14 protein-coding genes are annotated in these 15,063 nt (G+C 31.0%); 4 read left to right on the top strand and 10 right to left on the bottom strand.

All coding sequences use genetic code 11. From position 1 onward, the window contains the following. Positions 1-196 precede the first annotated feature (196 nt). The 10 genes from SJY43_RS02390 to SJY43_RS02345 form a co-directional block, all read right to left on the bottom strand. Complete coding sequence (locus tag SJY43_RS02390; protein ID WP_396602250.1) at positions 197-1,510, bottom strand: MutS-related protein; 1,314 nt, start codon at positions 1,508-1,510, stop codon at positions 197-199. Positions 1,511-1,783: 273 nt separating this feature from the next. Then, positions 1,784-2,518 (bottom strand): lysostaphin resistance A-like protein, encoded by a 735-nt coding sequence (locus tag SJY43_RS02385; protein WP_396602249.1) that lies wholly within the window; start codon positions 2,516-2,518, stop codon positions 1,784-1,786. Between the two features lie 127 nt (positions 2,519-2,645). Next, the gene (gene murI / locus SJY43_RS02380; protein ID WP_396602248.1) at positions 2,646-3,425 is read right to left on the bottom strand and encodes a glutamate racemase; all 780 of its coding nucleotides are present in this window, start codon (positions 3,423-3,425) and stop codon (positions 2,646-2,648) included. Between the two features lie 133 nt (positions 3,426-3,558). After that, positions 3,559-4,059: an OmpH family outer membrane protein gene (locus SJY43_RS02375; protein WP_396602247.1), complete on the bottom strand. Its 501-nt coding sequence runs from the start codon at positions 4,057-4,059 to the stop codon at positions 3,559-3,561. Between the two features lie 30 nt (positions 4,060-4,089). Further along, positions 4,090-5,088, bottom strand: a complete 999-nt coding sequence (locus SJY43_RS02370) for an OmpH family outer membrane protein (protein WP_396602246.1) — start codon at positions 5,086-5,088, stop codon at positions 4,090-4,092. Positions 5,089-5,264: 176 nt separating this feature from the next. Next, the gene (gene bamA, locus SJY43_RS02365; protein ID WP_396602245.1) at positions 5,265-7,946 is read right to left on the bottom strand and encodes an outer membrane protein assembly factor BamA; all 2,682 of its coding nucleotides are present in this window, start codon (positions 7,944-7,946) and stop codon (positions 5,265-5,267) included. Next, positions 7,879-8,619, bottom strand: a complete 741-nt coding sequence (locus tag SJY43_RS02360; protein ID WP_396602244.1) for an isoprenyl transferase — start codon at positions 8,617-8,619, stop codon at positions 7,879-7,881. Before SJY43_RS02360 ends, bamA begins: the two co-directional genes overlap by 68 nt. After that, positions 8,620-9,306 (bottom strand): DUF6089 family protein, encoded by a 687-nt coding sequence (locus tag SJY43_RS02355; RefSeq protein ID WP_396602243.1) that lies wholly within the window; start codon positions 9,304-9,306, stop codon positions 8,620-8,622. A 373-nt stretch (positions 9,307-9,679) separates the two neighbouring features. Then, the gene (locus SJY43_RS02350; protein ID WP_396602242.1) at positions 9,680-10,567 is read right to left on the bottom strand and encodes an NAD kinase; all 888 of its coding nucleotides are present in this window, start codon (positions 10,565-10,567) and stop codon (positions 9,680-9,682) included. A gap of 9 nt (positions 10,568-10,576) precedes the next feature. Further along, positions 10,577-11,236 (bottom strand): acetoin utilization protein acuB, encoded by a 660-nt coding sequence (locus SJY43_RS02345; protein ID WP_396602241.1) that lies wholly within the window; start codon positions 11,234-11,236, stop codon positions 10,577-10,579. 261 nt (positions 11,237-11,497) lie between these two features. Between SJY43_RS02345 and SJY43_RS02340 the strand changes: the two genes are divergently transcribed. The 4 genes from SJY43_RS02340 to tig all read left to right on the top strand — a co-directional run bounded on the left by SJY43_RS02340 (position 11,498) and on the right by tig (position 14,927). After that, positions 11,498-12,211, top strand: coding sequence for a pyridoxine 5'-phosphate synthase (locus SJY43_RS02340; RefSeq protein WP_396602240.1), 714 nt, complete (start codon positions 11,498-11,500; stop codon positions 12,209-12,211). Between the two features lie 154 nt (positions 12,212-12,365). Continuing rightward, positions 12,366-13,133: an alpha/beta fold hydrolase gene (locus SJY43_RS02335; RefSeq protein ID WP_396602239.1), complete on the top strand. Its 768-nt coding sequence runs from the start codon at positions 12,366-12,368 to the stop codon at positions 13,131-13,133. 15 nt (positions 13,134-13,148) lie between these two features. Next, complete coding sequence (locus SJY43_RS02330) at positions 13,149-13,496, top strand: phage holin family protein (protein ID WP_396602238.1); 348 nt, start codon at positions 13,149-13,151, stop codon at positions 13,494-13,496. Between the two features lie 102 nt (positions 13,497-13,598). Then, on the top strand, positions 13,599-14,927 hold the full coding sequence (gene tig, locus SJY43_RS02325; RefSeq protein ID WP_396602237.1) for a trigger factor: 1,329 nt from the start codon (positions 13,599-13,601) through the stop codon (positions 14,925-14,927). The last annotated feature ends 136 nt before the right edge of the window (positions 14,928-15,063 follow it).

Genomic DNA, 15,063 nt, shown 5'->3' with positions numbered 1-15,063 from the left:
AAAGGATGCCGTTTCAATCCCTAACGCACTTACTGTTGCGGCTTACTCATACAATAGATTCAAAGTAAAATAACTTAATGGAAAAAGTGAATTTCAAAAGGATTTATACTTGTTGATTACGTATTTTTTTTCTGATTTTTTAATGATAATTTGCAACTTTTTATTTGTTATATCCACTTGTTAGCGGTAGTGCTTTTTATGTTATAGTTTCTAAAATTTCAACGATTTTTTCATTTTGCACAATATACATTCCTAAACGTTCTTTTGAAATTCCTTCTTTTAATTTATAATCGTAAGTGGGTTTATTATCAACTAGTTTAGAGTTAAAATATTTAAACTGAATATTGTCAGATTTGGATAATTCTGTTGCAACTTCAGTAATATGTGTTGAAACAAAAAAAGTACTTTTTTTAATTTTTGAAAAAGATTCAATAATTAACAAAGACGCATCTGATGCATCTTTAACATTTGTACCTCTAAATAGTTCATCAAAAATCACAAGTAAATTTTTGTTTTCTTTTAATTTAAGTGCTGTTTCTTTTACTCGCTTGACTTCACTATAAAAATGACTTAATCCTTTATTTAAATTATCGGATAAATTTATTGTTGATACAATTCCATTATAAATAGAAGTTGTCATTTTAGAAGCAGGTACAGGAAAGCCTAAATGTGATAAAAATACTGACAGACCTATTGATTTAAGAAATGTTGATTTTCCCGCCATGTTTGGACCTGTTAAAAAAAACATGTTTGATTTCTTATCAATTTCAAAGTCGTATGATTTCGCTTTTTTTAGTAATGGATGAAAAAGTCCAATTACATTTAATTGAGGCTTTTCAGATTCAATATATACTGGAAATGTAAGATTGTTTTTTTTTGCAGTACCTGCAACTGATATAAAAGCATCTATATGATAAACTGACTGTATAAGGTTTACAAGCTCCTTTAAATAACTATTTCTAAAAAAAGCATCTAACTTATTAAGATCATTGAATTTTAATTCTTTACTTGAGTTTATATATTTAATTAAAAAAGGGTTTTTAATTAAATTATCAATTGTTTGAATCTCTTTTTTTAATAATTCGGGAATATTTTTAAGTTTTTCCTTAAGCTTTTTATTTAATTGTTTTAGAAGTATTACAAGTTCCTCAATACCTTTACTAATTAAATAATAATCGTTACTAGGTTTGATTTTATAAGATAGATGATTTATTAATGAACTAAATATATTGTCATTTAAAGAATTTGTTCCTAATTTCAAGTAATGTTCAATATACTCTAATTGACTATAACTTATGGCTAATTCGAAGTCTGAACTGTGAAAGAATTTTATTAATTCACATCTGTTTTTAATTTCTGAAATATCAGTAAGTGGATTATTCATTATTTCATAAAGACAGTTTTTACCACCTTTAGTTTTTGTCATGTCATAATAACTAAAGATTGAACTATCCTCATTATTAAAGATTTCTAAATCATTTTTGGTTTGTTTGTCTAATTCAAATTTCATTCAGATAGTTAGTTGATTTCATATTGCCTATAACGGTCACGTAGTTGAAATGTTGCGTGTTTGTGTGCGAGGATTTCTCGAAGAAAAATCGGAAGCTAGCAAACAAAGCAACTCAAATTGGTTAAGCACAAAATAGCAATTTTTTATATACTACTTTGTTGGCAATAGTACTTAACCTAAATCTATTTCCAATCTTTTGTACAGTTCTATTTTATTCACTTTTCTTATCAATATAATTGCACAAATTAATATTAATATGTAGCCTGTTGATTTTTAAATTAATATCTCCCAAAAAATCCCGTCCGGTAATTTTTTGTCCAAACTTTTAGGAATGATAGTTGTTTTATTTCGATATAGGACATAAGTTAGGCCTCTAAAATCTATTAATGCGTGAATTAAAGAGGGAATGATAATACTTTTAGTTCTTAAAAGCAATGCACAAAATAGTATTCCCGTAAAAAATGCATATACCACTTGTAATGTTATTTCAATAAAACTTACTGAGCTTTGGAATAAATTTAAATAATGAAATAGTCCAAAAACAATAGAAGAAAGTAAAACACTAAAGAATAATGAATATTTCTTACGTTTAAAAAAACTTATAAAATATGGAAAGAGGATACCTCTAAAAAAAAATTCTTCTGCTAAACCTATCAATAGAGACGACATTGCAAGTAAAATCAACTCCAAAATCTTTAAGTTAGAATAGATATTGAAATCTCTAATTATTATGTAAATGAAATAAATAAGAGGTATAAGAAGTAATTTTGGATTAATAAATTTAATTCCATTTTTAATACCATTAAACTCTAGAAGATCGTTTTTTTTTATTAACCAAGCAAAAGTAATAAAAAGTAAAATTAATAAAACTATCGCAATTAGCATGCTAACTACTAATAAAGAATTTTGATTGTTTTTCAATGATTTAGACAATGGAATTCCCAACAAAACAAAAAATACACTATATGGGATTAATAAGCTAGGTATATATTTTGTCTTTCTTTTCATAGGTATTATTGCCAACTCGTTATATAATAAATTTTATTACTGATATCCAGTAAATAAGTCAGGATATAGTAACTTTTTTGTTAACGATATCTCGTAAAGATAATTAATTTTTCTTACAGAAATGCAATTAAAAATCCAGACAATCAACAACAAAATCTTTACCCAAAAGTTGCTTCATAATGTCTTGGTTTCCGTTGGTGTAAAATTCATTTCGAGGTGGTCTAGTTTCAGTATTCAAGAAATCATACTGTTCTAAAACAGCTTTAGTTTGTCGCGCCACAGCTTCACCAGAATCTATAATTTTAACATGTTTTGGAAGCAATTCTACAAGTATCGGGATTAAATAAGGGTAGTGTGTACAACCTAAAACCAAATAATCAATATTGGCCTTAATCATAGGTTCTAAATAGATTTTTAATAGCGCCTTCATTTCTTCAGATTGTAACTTGCCACTTTCAATAAGTTCTACAATACCATCACCAATTTGCTCAACAACTTTAATGTGGTTGGCAAATAGTGTTGATGTTTTAGAAAATAGCGCACTACTCAATGTGCCTTTAGTTGCTAGAATTCCAACAGCATTGGTTTTTGTTTGTAAAGCAGCTGGTTTTATTGCCGGTTCTATGCCAATAAACGGCACGTTGTAGTTAGATCTTAAATAATCAATAGCATTTGTAGTAGCGGTATTGCAGGCCACAACAATGAGTTTACAGTTTTTACTAAGTAAGTATTCTGTGTTTTTTACACTTAAATCGATTATAGCCTCTTTGCCTTTTGGTCCATAAGGGGCATTTGCACTATCAGCTAAATACATAGTGTTTTCGAGTGGTAAAAGCGTATGGATCTCTTTCCATATAGAAGTGCCTCCAACGCCAGAATCAAATATACCAATAGGTTGTGCGCTCATGTAAAAAATAAGTAGTTTAAAAGTCTTTAACTACTTTAATAAAGAAAGTAAGTTAAATATCTAAATGTAGTAAAAATAAAAAAGCCGTCTTTTTTAAAAGACAGCTTTTTATATGTATTAATGTAATTTTATATTAGATACCTAATTGTGCTTTAACATCTGCAAGTATATCTGTACCGTTTGCTACAATTAATGTTGCTCTATCAATTACATAATCGTAACCTTTAGCTTTTGCTACATCGTTAATAGCTTTCATAGCAGCTTCTTGAATAGGCTTGAATAATTCAGCTTCTTTATTTGCTAAATCTTTCTGAGCATCTGCTCTAAATTGCTGAATACGTTGTTGCTTTTCTTGAAGCTCTAAACCTCTTTTTTGGTTTTCTTCATCTGTTTTTGTAGATGCTTCTGCCTCGTATTGCTTAACTGTATTTTGGTATTCTGTAATTGAAGCCTGAATATCTGTTTGATACGTTTTACCTAAAGCTTCAATTTCTGCTTGTGCAGTTTTAGCTGCAGGCATTGCTGAAATTAATTCTTGTGTATTTATATGTGCAACTTTACTTTGTGCTTGTGTAAAGCCTACTGTTGCAATACATAATACAGTTGCTAATAAGAGAGTTTTAATTTGTTTCATTTTTAATGGTATTAAGTGTGTTATAAATTATTATTTGTTACTGTTTATACTGTCTTTTGCCTTTTGGCGATCTTCTAATATTTTCTTTTTTCTTTCTTCTAAGGCTTTTTTTCTTTCAGCTCTTTCAGCTAATTTCTTTTGCCTGTTTTCTTCAATTAGTTGTTCTTTTGTTTTAGTTGCTTCATCAGTTTTTGTTTCAGCAGTTTTATTGGCATCATCAACTTCAGTTTTTACAGCTTCTGTTGTATTACTTCTAGCATCCAATTTAGCTTGTCTTGCCTTTTCTCTATCTTCTATAACTTTTTGGCGTCTAGCTTCTGCTTCTTTCTTTTTAGCTTCTCTAGCTGCTAATATTTCTTGTCTTCGTTTTTCTACAGCACTTTCTCTCTCGGCTTTCTTTTCTTCTAGTGCTTTTTCTCTAGCTTCTAACTCCTCATTTATTTCAGGAATTAATTCTTCGCTTTCGGCAGCTTTACGTTCTGCTTTCGAATTGGCTTGTGTACGTTTAGAGGTTCTTGTAATACTTCTTAAAACCTGTTCGCTTATATCTAGTGATTTACTAGAGTATAACATGGTTGTTTCAGTCTTGTCTAAAATAAGATCATACTTTCTACCTTCGGCCATATCTTGAACGGCTGCAAATATTTGATCCTGTATAGGCTGCATTAACTGCTTTTTTTGAATAAATAAATCGCCATTAGGTCCAAAACGTTTTTGTTGATAGTCTAGAATTTCATTTTCTTCAAAAGTGATGTCCTCTTCGCGTTCGTCAATAAGCTCTTTTGTTAAAAGTGCTTTTTCGTTGCTCAAATCATTTCGCTTTTGTTCAACCGTTGTCAATTTAGATTGAATCTCATTTTTCCATTTCTGAGCTTTGTCTTCTAATTGAGCAGTTGCTTCTTGATATTCTGGAACATTCTCTAAAATATACTCGGTGTCTATATAAGCTATTCTAACTCCTCGTTGGGCATTGGCATAAAAGCTTAGCATAAAAACTAATGTCAGTAAAAAAAGAACGTTATTTTTCATCTGTTTTAATATTTTATAATTTATGGCATATAAATTCTAAAAATGACAGACGATTGTTTTTCTGCCTTTTTGAATTGTATTTTCAAAATTAACGAATTTTAATCTTAAAAATTTGAATTCTCGTGCAAATCATCAAAGTGTTATTAGAAAATATCGTGCCAAAGTGTTTTTTTTGTTTAAAACTGTTGTCCAATTATGAAGTGTGTTTCCCATCCATTTTTAACAGTTTGTCCTGGTAAAGGATCAAAACCATGTCCAAAATCAATACCTAATAAACCAAAGGCAGGCATAAAGATTCTAATACCCAAACCAGCTGAACGCTTAAGGTTGAACGGACTAAAATCTCTAAAGGTATTAGCAGATACACCACCTTCTAAAAACCCTAAGGCATAAATCTTTGCAGATGCCTTTAATGTAATTGGATAACGAAGTTCTAAAGAAAATTTATTGTAAATACTAGAACCATCTTGTGATGCACTTCCAGTAGATTCGTCTAAATGCGTAAGCGATTGGTTTGGGTATCCACGTAATTGAATAACTTCTCTACCGTCTAAAGAGAAATTACCTAAACCATCACCACCTAAATAAAAACGTTCAAAAGGTATAACACCTCTTTCATTATTATAAGCACCTAAAAAGCCAAATTCAATTTTTGGTCTTAAAACCAAATCTTTAGCTAGTTGCGTATACCATTCACCAGAGAATTTTACTTTGTAAAACTCAAGCCAATTATATCTTTTTTGATCTATTTCAGTAATTTCTTCGGTTGCTTCTATATAAGCAAGGTCGGTAGTGCTGGTTGCCGTAGATCGTTTTTCTAAGGCATCATCATAATCTTCAGAAAGTTGTTCGTAATCTACACCATTAAACATTGAATAAGGAAGCGAGAATTTGGCTGTAAAGCTAAAATTAGAACCTCCTGTAGGGAATATTGGGTCTACACTTGTGTTATTTCTACTAAGTCCAAATGTATAAGATAGGTTGTTAGAAAAACCATTACCGAAAGTAAATAAGCCAGTATTATAATTATTTAAGTCGTAACGTTGGTAACTTATAGCTTGAGACAAAGTAAAATAATCGTCTGGCACCTGTAAACGTTTTGCTAAACCAAAAGTAATACCAGTAATATTGAAACTTTTACTTTTATCGGCATTTCCAGTAGTGAAATCGTATAAAAACTGTTTAGTATGAGATAATGATGTTGAAAATTGAACAGGACGTTTACCTCCTAACCAAGGTTCTGAGAATGAAAAACTATATGTTTGATAAAAACGACTGGCTTGTAAACGTAATGCTAGTTTTTGACCATCTCCCATAGGAATTGGTTTATAAGCTTCCTTTTTAAATATATCTTTTATAGAAAAGTTGTTGAATGATAATCCAAGTGTTCCTATAAAACCACCGCCACCATAACCACCTTGCAACTCAATTTGGCTAGACCCTGTTTCTTTAACAGCATATTCCATATCAATAGTACCTTCAACTGGGTTTGGGTTGTTAAAATTAGGCGATATTTCTTGAGCATCAAAAAATCCTAATTGTCCAAGTTCTCTAACTGTACGTACAACATTTGCTTTACTATATAGTTGTCCTGGTCTTGTTCGCAGTTCTCTGTAAATAACGTGGTCGTTGGTTTTATCATTCCCAACTACTGAGACTGAATTAAAATACGCCGGTTTACCTTCAGAAATTCGAACTTCAATATCAATTACATTATTATCTGCGCTTACTTCAACAGGGTTTATACTTGAGAATAAGTAACCATTGTTCTGGTACTGGTTTGTAATATCTTGCGCATCGGGCTTAGTGTCGTCTGCAATTCTTTTTTGTAATAAAATACCATTATAAGTGTCTCCTTTTCTAAGACGTAAAAGTCTACTTAATTGCTCGTTTGTATAAACGGTATTTCCTATAAATTTAATATCACCAAAAGTATAAGGTTCCCCTTCTTTAACGTCAATATGAAGTGATATGGTTTTGTCGTCATTATAGGTTATACTATCTGATAAAATTCGTGCATCTCTATAACCGTTTTCTTTATACGCGTCTATAACATGTCCTAAATCTGCTTGATATGCAGAATCTATAAACTTTGAACGTTTTAAAATTCTAAGACGATTAATTTCCTTAGTGCCTTTCATGCTTTTTCTAAGTTTTTTATCACTTAGAATATCGTTGCCATTAAAAAAGATGTCTTTAATTTTTACTTTTTCGCCTTTATCAATATTAAGAACCATATTTACTCTAGAAGTTTCAATAGAATCTTTTACCTCGATAGTATTTATATGGACTTTAGTGTTAAGAAACCCGTCTTTTTTATATTTTTTTGTAAGGAAGTTTTTGGTAGTAGTAATTAGGTTTTCGGTAACCTTAGTGCCTTTTTTTAGCTTATTATCTTTAACAATACCCTCTACTTTTCCTTTTTTAACGCCATTAACTTTAAGCTCGTTTAATTGGGGTAAGTCGGCTAATTTAATTTGTAAGTTTGCCACATTACCCTCAATTTTGGTGACATAAACTTCAATGTCATTAAATAATTTTGAGTTCCACAGTTTTTTTATGGCATTACCAATATCTTCTCCTGGAATAGCTATTTCTTTACCTTTTCTTAATCCAGAGTAGGTAATAATAGTTTGTTCGCTAAATGCAGTATTACCAGCAACCGTTATTTCACCTAAAACGTACTTTTTACCTTTACTAAGATCTACATCTTGCGCATTAATATTTAAGCAACTGATAAAAACCAGTAGTGTTAAACAATAATTGAAATATTTTTTTGCAGGTAATTTATTAACTAAGTTGTTCACTTGTTTTCCCAAATCGTCGTTCTCTTTTTTGATATTCAATAATAGCTTCATACAAATGTTGCTTTGTAAAATCTGGCCATAAAACACTTGTAAAGTATAATTCGGCATATGCAATTTGCCATAACAAAAAGTTGCTTATACGTTGCTCCCCACTTGTTCTAATAAGCAAATCTACATCTGGTAAATTTTGCGTGTAAAGATGCTCATTTATAATTGATTCATCAATATTTTCCGCTGAAATTATATTATTTTTAACTTTAATACTAATTTCTTTAACAGTGTTTAAGATTTCTTCTCTTGAGCCATAACTAAGCGCAAGTGTTAAGGTCATTCTTGTGTTGCCCTTAGTACTTTCTATAACTTCTGTAAGTTCTCTGTAAACTTTTTTAGGTAATGTGTTTAATGACCCTATTGCAGACAACTTAATGTTATTGTCCTGAAGTGTTTTAATTTCTTTTTTTAATGAAGACACTAAAAGTTTCATTAAAGTTTGTACTTCCAGTTTTGGTCTGTTCCAGTTTTCGGTTGAAAATGCATAAAGCGTTAAATTTTCAACACCTAATTCTGCACAAGCTTCAACAGTTTGTTTCACCGATTTTGTGCCATTTTCATGACCAAACGCGCGCAACATACCTTGTTGTTTTGCCCATCGTCCATTACCATCCATTATAATAGCAATATGTTTTGGGAGTGCTTTTTTTAGTACGTTATTTTTTAAATCCATTTAGTCTACGCAATAACAAGGGTTTTCTCCAAATGTATAAGTAAGTGTTATTCCTGAAAACACATACCAATCTCTATTATTTATATTTCCAAACCGGAACTGTTGTAATTCATTTGCATCTGGTACACTTCCATCAAGCTCATCTGAAAATGTGTAACGCGCTCCAACTTCAATACCTAAGATAAAGTTATCCATGAAATTAGTTTTAAAACCTAACGCCATAGGGATACCAAAGGCCCAACTAGATGTGTTCTCTGGAGTTTGAATATTATTTGCAAAATAGTGATTATCATGATATGCAACGGTAATGCCTGAATATATATATGGTGTTCCCAGCCTTTTTCCAGAATGTAAGTTGAAATCTAGAAAAGTAAAATCCATGCCTAATGAGAGTTCTGTGATTTTGGTAGAAAACTCATAGCCTCTCTGAATACGTCTTGGATCGTCTGAATTGTTATCTATACCTTCTAGTTCGCTAAAAATTAATGAAGCGCGGTAAGAGTGTCTTTTACTTCTATTCCATCTATACATACCACCAATAGCTAATTGGTTTGGTGATATATAATCGGTAGCACCTACATCTCCAATAAAATTACTGCCTCCTAAAAAAACACCAATTTCATTAATTTGTGCACCGCTAAATTGGATGCTTAAAATGCTTAATATCAATATGGTTAAATGCCTCATAAATATTCAAAAGTTTGCAAATATAATAAATAAGATTAGCCTATAATAATTTGAGTAGTATAGTATTAGTGTAAAACTAAATTTCTTTTAAAATATTGTTATGATTTTATTCATTGTTTAGCGTAATATGCGATTTTTTGACAGAATAGCAATTGTTTAGTTTATAAATTTTAATTTGTTAGGTAACTGTAAACTTAAAACATCAAATTAGTTTGTGTTAGGGATTGTAGTAGACAGCCAAAAGCTTGACGAAGGAGGCGTGAGGACTTGGTGCGAAATATTTAGGTTCTTGAATTCAAAAATATAAAATAGAATTACATGAATAATAGCTCTACTCTTGTGGTAATCGGCCGGCCGGCTAGCGCCAAAAAAACTATTTATTACGTTTGTCTTCGCCCCAAAGTAATTTTTTTCTTAGGGTGTCTAAAAAGCTTTCGTTTAAAAGATCTATCATTTTAATTTTGAAATTTGCTTTTTTAATTTTGATAAGTGTACCGTTATCTAATGTTGCAATTCTAGAATCTAGCGATATTAAATGTTGTTTTTCTCTACCGTGTACTCTTAAATGCACTTCTGTTGAATCTGGAATTACTAGAGGGCGCGCGCTTAGATTATGTGGTGCAATTGGTGTTAATACAAAACTATTTGATCCAGGTGTTATTACGGGGCCGCCACAGCTTAAAGAGTAGCCTGTAGAGCCTGTAGGTGTTGATACAATTAAGCCATCGCTCCAGTAGGAATTTAGAAATTCGTCATTTAAATACGTGTCTATGGTAATCATAGCCGTGGTATTTTTTCGGCTTACTGAAATTTCATTTAATGCAAAACTCATGGCTTCAATATCTTTGTTGCCAGTAGATGTTTCAACTGTTAAGAGGCTACGTTCTGAGATTCTATATTTGCCGTCAATAATATCTTGTACCGCTTTCTCTATAGCATTAACTTGAATGGTTGCTAAAAACCCTAACCGTCCTGTGTTTATACCTATTATAGGAATGCCCAAATCTTTAACAAACATGGTGGCTCTTAGAATGGTACCATCGCCTCCAATACTAACTAGAAAGTCAAAACTTGAATCTAGCTCTGTAAATGTTTTGTACTTGTGGTAGTCTTTTATATTGTGGGGTTCCTTGTCTATAAGTTTATGAAACTCTGTTTCTATATAGGCTTCTATACCTTGATTTTCAAGAAAACTGAAAAGTGTTTCAACCGATGATGGTGTAGAAACATTATAATATCGTCCAAAAATGGCAACCTTCATAAATTGGAATTACATGTTTAAATATTTCTTTAAATAATCTGAGCGTTCTTTTAGACTCTCAATATAACCATCTTCTTCATGGCCAGATACTATATTATAACTATACCTACGGAAGGTTTGTATAACATCATTAAGTCCTGTGTTACCTATTTTTAATGTTATTTGCGCTAAATCAGTATTCATTTTGGATATAAAAGCGCCTAGTAATTTCCCGTCGTTAGATTCTACAATTTGGCTAATTTCACTAAACGAGTAATCGTTAATTCCTTTTTCAACAACTAGTATACCGCCAGCTTCAGAGAAAAAAGGAGATTCACTAAATAAACTAATAACATCATTAAGTTCATAATAGCCTAAATATTCATTTTGTTCATTTAAAACGGGCATTATGTTGGCTGAGTTTACTGCAAAAGCTTCTAAAACATCTAGCCAGAGCGTTGTGTTTCTCACATAGAAATCTTCTAGGGCATATAAATATTCACTAACTGGATTACCGCTATCAAAGCAATGCGCATCAGCTTCAGAAAAACACCCTAAATAAGCTCCTGTATCATTTTTTACGGGAATATGAGAAAAAGTAAGCTGATTAAAAAGCTGTTGTAAATCGCTTACCTTACTAACGTTACTTAGTGGTTTTATGTCGTTTATAATAAGTTCTGAAAGTTTCATTTGTGGTGTCTATTACTTTTATTCTTTCAAATGTAGTTTACAAATTGTTTTACTAAATTCAAATTAAATTTATAGTTAAGGTCGGTTCGTTGTATCTATAAATAGAACTGCAAATTAATCAAAAAAATAGTATCTAAGCCTATTCTACTTTGTATTTTTGCATAATTAGTTTGAAGGTTTTGCATTGAAGCGAAAATTAAAAGAAGGATTTTTTAGCCAATGTTAAAAGTTTCTAATTAATTATATTTTAAAAATAGATTTATGACAAAGCTAAGTGTTAATATTAATAAGATTGCAACCTTAAGAAATTCTAGAGGTGGTGATGTGCCTAATGTTGTTCAATTTGCAAAAGATGTGCAGCGTTTTGGTTCAGAAGGTGTTACTATCCATCCAAGACCTGACGAAAGACATATACGTTATCAAGATGCTCGCGATTTAAAATCTGAGGTTTATACGGAATATAATATAGAGGGTAATCCTGTAGAATCTTTTATGAATCTGGTTTTAGAGGTTAAACCAACACAGGTTACTTTGGTGCCAGATGCTGTTGATGCTATTACTAGTAATGCAGGATGGGATACTATTAAACATAAAGATTTTTTGGTTGATGTTATAAAAGAATTTCAAAATAACGGTATTAGAACGTCTATTTTTGTAGATCCTGTTTTAGAGCAAATTGAAGGTGCAAAAGCAACAGGAACAGATAGGATTGAATTATACACAGAAGCTTACGCTCATCAGTACAGTTTAGGTAATAAAAATGCAATTACTTCTTATTCTGAAAGTGCTGAGCTAGCGAATAAATTAGGTTTAGGTATTAACGCTGGCCATGATTTATCTCTAGATAATATTAAATTTTTTAAAGATAATATTCCAGGATTGTTAGAAGTTTCTATAGGGCACGCTTTAATAGCAGAAAGCTTATATTTAGGTGTCGAGAATGTTATTCAAATGTATTTACATAAACTGAGGTAAAAAGCCCTTCCTTATTCCTTCCCAAAGGGAAGGAGACACTCAAACGGAATATAGATTTAAAAAAAATAAACGTAAGAGTGATTAGGGCAAATTAAAAAACAATAGTAAAAAAAATAACAGTTTCCCTCCGTTTGGAGGGATTAAGGGAGGCAATATGATTTTACATTCAAATATTTTAGGTGAAGGAAAACCCTTTGTAATTTTACATGGGTTTTTAGGAATGAGTGACAACTGGAAAACACTAGGTAGTCAATTTAGTGAGCTAGGGTATCAAGTGCATTTAGTAGATCAGCGTAACCACGGAAGAAGTTTTCATGACGATGAATTTAATTATGAAGTACTTGCAAAAGATATAAACCACTATTGTATTGAACATGATTTGACAGACATTGTTTTATTGGGACACTCAATGGGCGGAAAAACGGCTATGCTTTTTGCTGCCGAATATCCAGAATTAGTTTCAAAATTAATAGTCGCAGATATTTCTCCGCGTTTTTACCCAGTACATCATGATGCGATATTAAATGGATTGAGTGCATTAAACTTTAATGAAATTAAGAGCAGAGGTGAAGCAGACAAGGCTTTAAGTAGTTATGTGTCTGAAGCAGGAATACGCATGTTTTTGCTGAAAAATTTATATTGGGTTGAAAAAGGTAAATTAGGTTTACGTATAAATTTAGAAGTTTTGAAAAATGAAGTAGGTGAGGTTGGTGAATCTTTACCTAGTTATTCAAGGTTTGAAAAAGACACGTTATTTTTGCGCGGAGACCGATCAGAATATATTGGTGTTGGTGACGAACGTATTATAAAAAATCATTTTTCAAAAGCAGAAATTGTTACCATTTCAAACGCAGGACATTGGTTGCATGCCGAAAACCCTAAAGATTTTTATGAAGCTGTGAATAATTTCGTAAATTCATAATCAAAATTTGAAACCATGAAAATTATTTTAAGATTATTACTAAACGCAGTAGCAGTATTTGCGTTAGCAAACATATTAACAGGTGTAAGTGTTGATGGGTATTTGTCTGCAATTATTGTAGCCATTGTTTTATCAATACTAAATCTTCTAGTAAAACCACTTTTGGTTATTTTAACTTTACCCGTAACCATAATTACTCTGGGTTTATTTTTATTAGTAGTAAATGGATTAATTATTCTATTAGCAGATAAATTTATTGATGGATTCTCAGTTGCTAGTATTTGGTGGGCTATATTATTTAGCATCTTGTTATCTATTCTACAATCGCTTTTGCAGTCATTCTTAAAGACCGATAAGAAATAGTTAATCGCCTCTTGTAAATCAGCTAATTAAAACTTTGTGGGATGCTGAAAATGTTGTACTTTTGCCCTCCAATTTTAGGTATACTAAAAATCAATTTTTAAAATGAATATTACAAGAGAAAACGTTGATGCATTAAATGCTGTAGTAAAAGTAGATATCGCTAAAGAAGATTATAGTGATAAAGTAGAAAAAATCTTAACAGATTACCGTAAAACAGCAAACATTCCTGGTTTTAGAAAAGGTCATGTACCAATGGGTATGGTGAAAAAGCAATACGGAAAAGCTGTTTTAGTTGATGAGGTAAATAAACTTTTACAAGACGCTTTAAATAAATATTTAACTGAAGAAAAACTTGATGTTCTTGGGCAACCATTGCCAAAAACTCAAGATGAAATTGATTGGGATGCTGATAAATTTTCTTTTGAATTTGAATTAGGACTTGCTCCAGAATTCAAAGTTGAACTAAAAAGTAAAAAAGCGATTACGAGTTACAATATTGTTGCAGATGATAAAATGATTGATGAGCAAGTTGAGCGTATTCAAAAACAATACGGAAAACTAGTTTCTCAAGATACAGTTGCTAAGGATAGTGAAATTACTGGTGCTTACACAAACGAAGAAAAAGAAATTGACAATACAGTAACACTTACCTTAGATAAATTTAAAGGAAAGTCTACTGCAAAACAATTTATTGGAGCTAAAGTTGGCGATGTTATCACTTTAAAAACAAAAGGGCTTTTTGAAGATGATCATGAATTAATGCATGCACTTAAATTAGGTCATGATGATATTCATGGTTTAGATATCGAAGTTAATTTTACAATTTCTGAAATTAACCAACGTGAGTTAGCAGAGTTAGATCAAGAATTATTCGATAAGGTTTTTGGCCCTAAAGCAGTAACTTCTGTAACAGAGTTGAAAAGCAAAATAAAAGAAGATGCTGAAAAGCAATTTGTTCAACAAGCAGACCAAAAGTTGTTGAATGATGTTACTGAATATTTAGTAGACAATACAAAATTTGATTTACCAGCAGAATTCTTAACAAAATGGATGCAAACTGCAGGTGAACAAGAAATGGATGCGGTTCAAGCTAAAGAAGAGTATGAAAAGTCTGAAAAAAGCTTGCGTTACCAGTTAATTGAAGGTAAATTGATTGAAGAGAATAACGTTCAAGTAACTATGGACGATATTAAAAATCATGCTAAAGAAATGATTAAAGGTCAAATGGCTCAGTTTGGACAAATGAATCCTTCAGATAAAGAGTTAGATGATATTGCTGCACGTGTATTAGGAAATCAAGACGAAGCACGTCGTATTTCAGAGCAATTAGTATCTCAAAAATTACTAAACGTTTATAAAGAAAAAGCAAACCTTAAAGTTAAAGAATTAAGTTACGAAAACTTTGTTAAAGAAGTTTATGGTGATAAATAAATAATAATAATTGTTTATCTTTAAGCGCTTATGTCTAATAGACTTAAGCGCTTTTTTCTTAAAACGAAACATATTAAATAATTGATTTTAAACTCATCTAAATGTGTTTCAAGGGTTTAGATGAATCAAATAAAAA

This window comes from Algibacter sp. R77976 (assembly GCF_044594645.1).
In the GTDB taxonomy this organism is placed as follows: Bacteria; Bacteroidota; Bacteroidia; order Flavobacteriales; family Flavobacteriaceae; genus Algibacter_B.
The sequence above is the reverse complement of the archived record's forward strand: the minus strand, read 5'-3'. Positions and strand labels throughout refer to the sequence as shown.

Bases quoted from the DNA above. Each gene is read 5' to 3' on its own strand.
- SJY43_RS02390 (WP_396602250.1), bottom strand. From the start codon at position 1,510: ATGAAATTTGAATTAGACAAACAAACCAAAAATGATTTAGAAATCTTT.
- SJY43_RS02385 (WP_396602249.1), bottom strand. From the start codon at position 2,518: ATGAAAAGAAAGACAAAATATATACCTAGCTTATTAATCCCATATAGT.
- murI (WP_396602248.1), bottom strand. From the start codon at position 3,425: ATGAGCGCACAACCTATTGGTATATTTGATTCTGGCGTTGGAGGCACT.
- SJY43_RS02375 (WP_396602247.1), bottom strand. From the start codon at position 4,059: ATGAAACAAATTAAAACTCTCTTATTAGCAACTGTATTATGTATTGCA.
- SJY43_RS02370 (WP_396602246.1), bottom strand. From the start codon at position 5,088: ATGAAAAATAACGTTCTTTTTTTACTGACATTAGTTTTTATGCTAAGC.
- bamA (WP_396602245.1), bottom strand. From the start codon at position 7,946: ATGAAGCTATTATTGAATATCAAAAAAGAGAACGACGATTTGGGAAAA.
- SJY43_RS02360 (WP_396602244.1), bottom strand. From the start codon at position 8,619: ATGGATTTAAAAAATAACGTACTAAAAAAAGCACTCCCAAAACATATT.
- SJY43_RS02355 (WP_396602243.1), bottom strand. From the start codon at position 9,306: ATGAGGCATTTAACCATATTGATATTAAGCATTTTAAGCATCCAATTT.
- SJY43_RS02350 (WP_396602242.1), bottom strand. From the start codon at position 10,567: ATGAAGGTTGCCATTTTTGGACGATATTATAATGTTTCTACACCATCA.
- SJY43_RS02345 (WP_396602241.1), bottom strand. From the start codon at position 11,236: ATGAAACTTTCAGAACTTATTATAAACGACATAAAACCACTAAGTAAC.
- SJY43_RS02340 (WP_396602240.1), top strand. From the start codon at position 11,498: ATGACAAAGCTAAGTGTTAATATTAATAAGATTGCAACCTTAAGAAAT.
- SJY43_RS02335 (WP_396602239.1), top strand. From the start codon at position 12,366: ATGATTTTACATTCAAATATTTTAGGTGAAGGAAAACCCTTTGTAATT.
- SJY43_RS02330 (WP_396602238.1), top strand. From the start codon at position 13,149: ATGAAAATTATTTTAAGATTATTACTAAACGCAGTAGCAGTATTTGCG.
- tig (WP_396602237.1), top strand. From the start codon at position 13,599: ATGAATATTACAAGAGAAAACGTTGATGCATTAAATGCTGTAGTAAAA.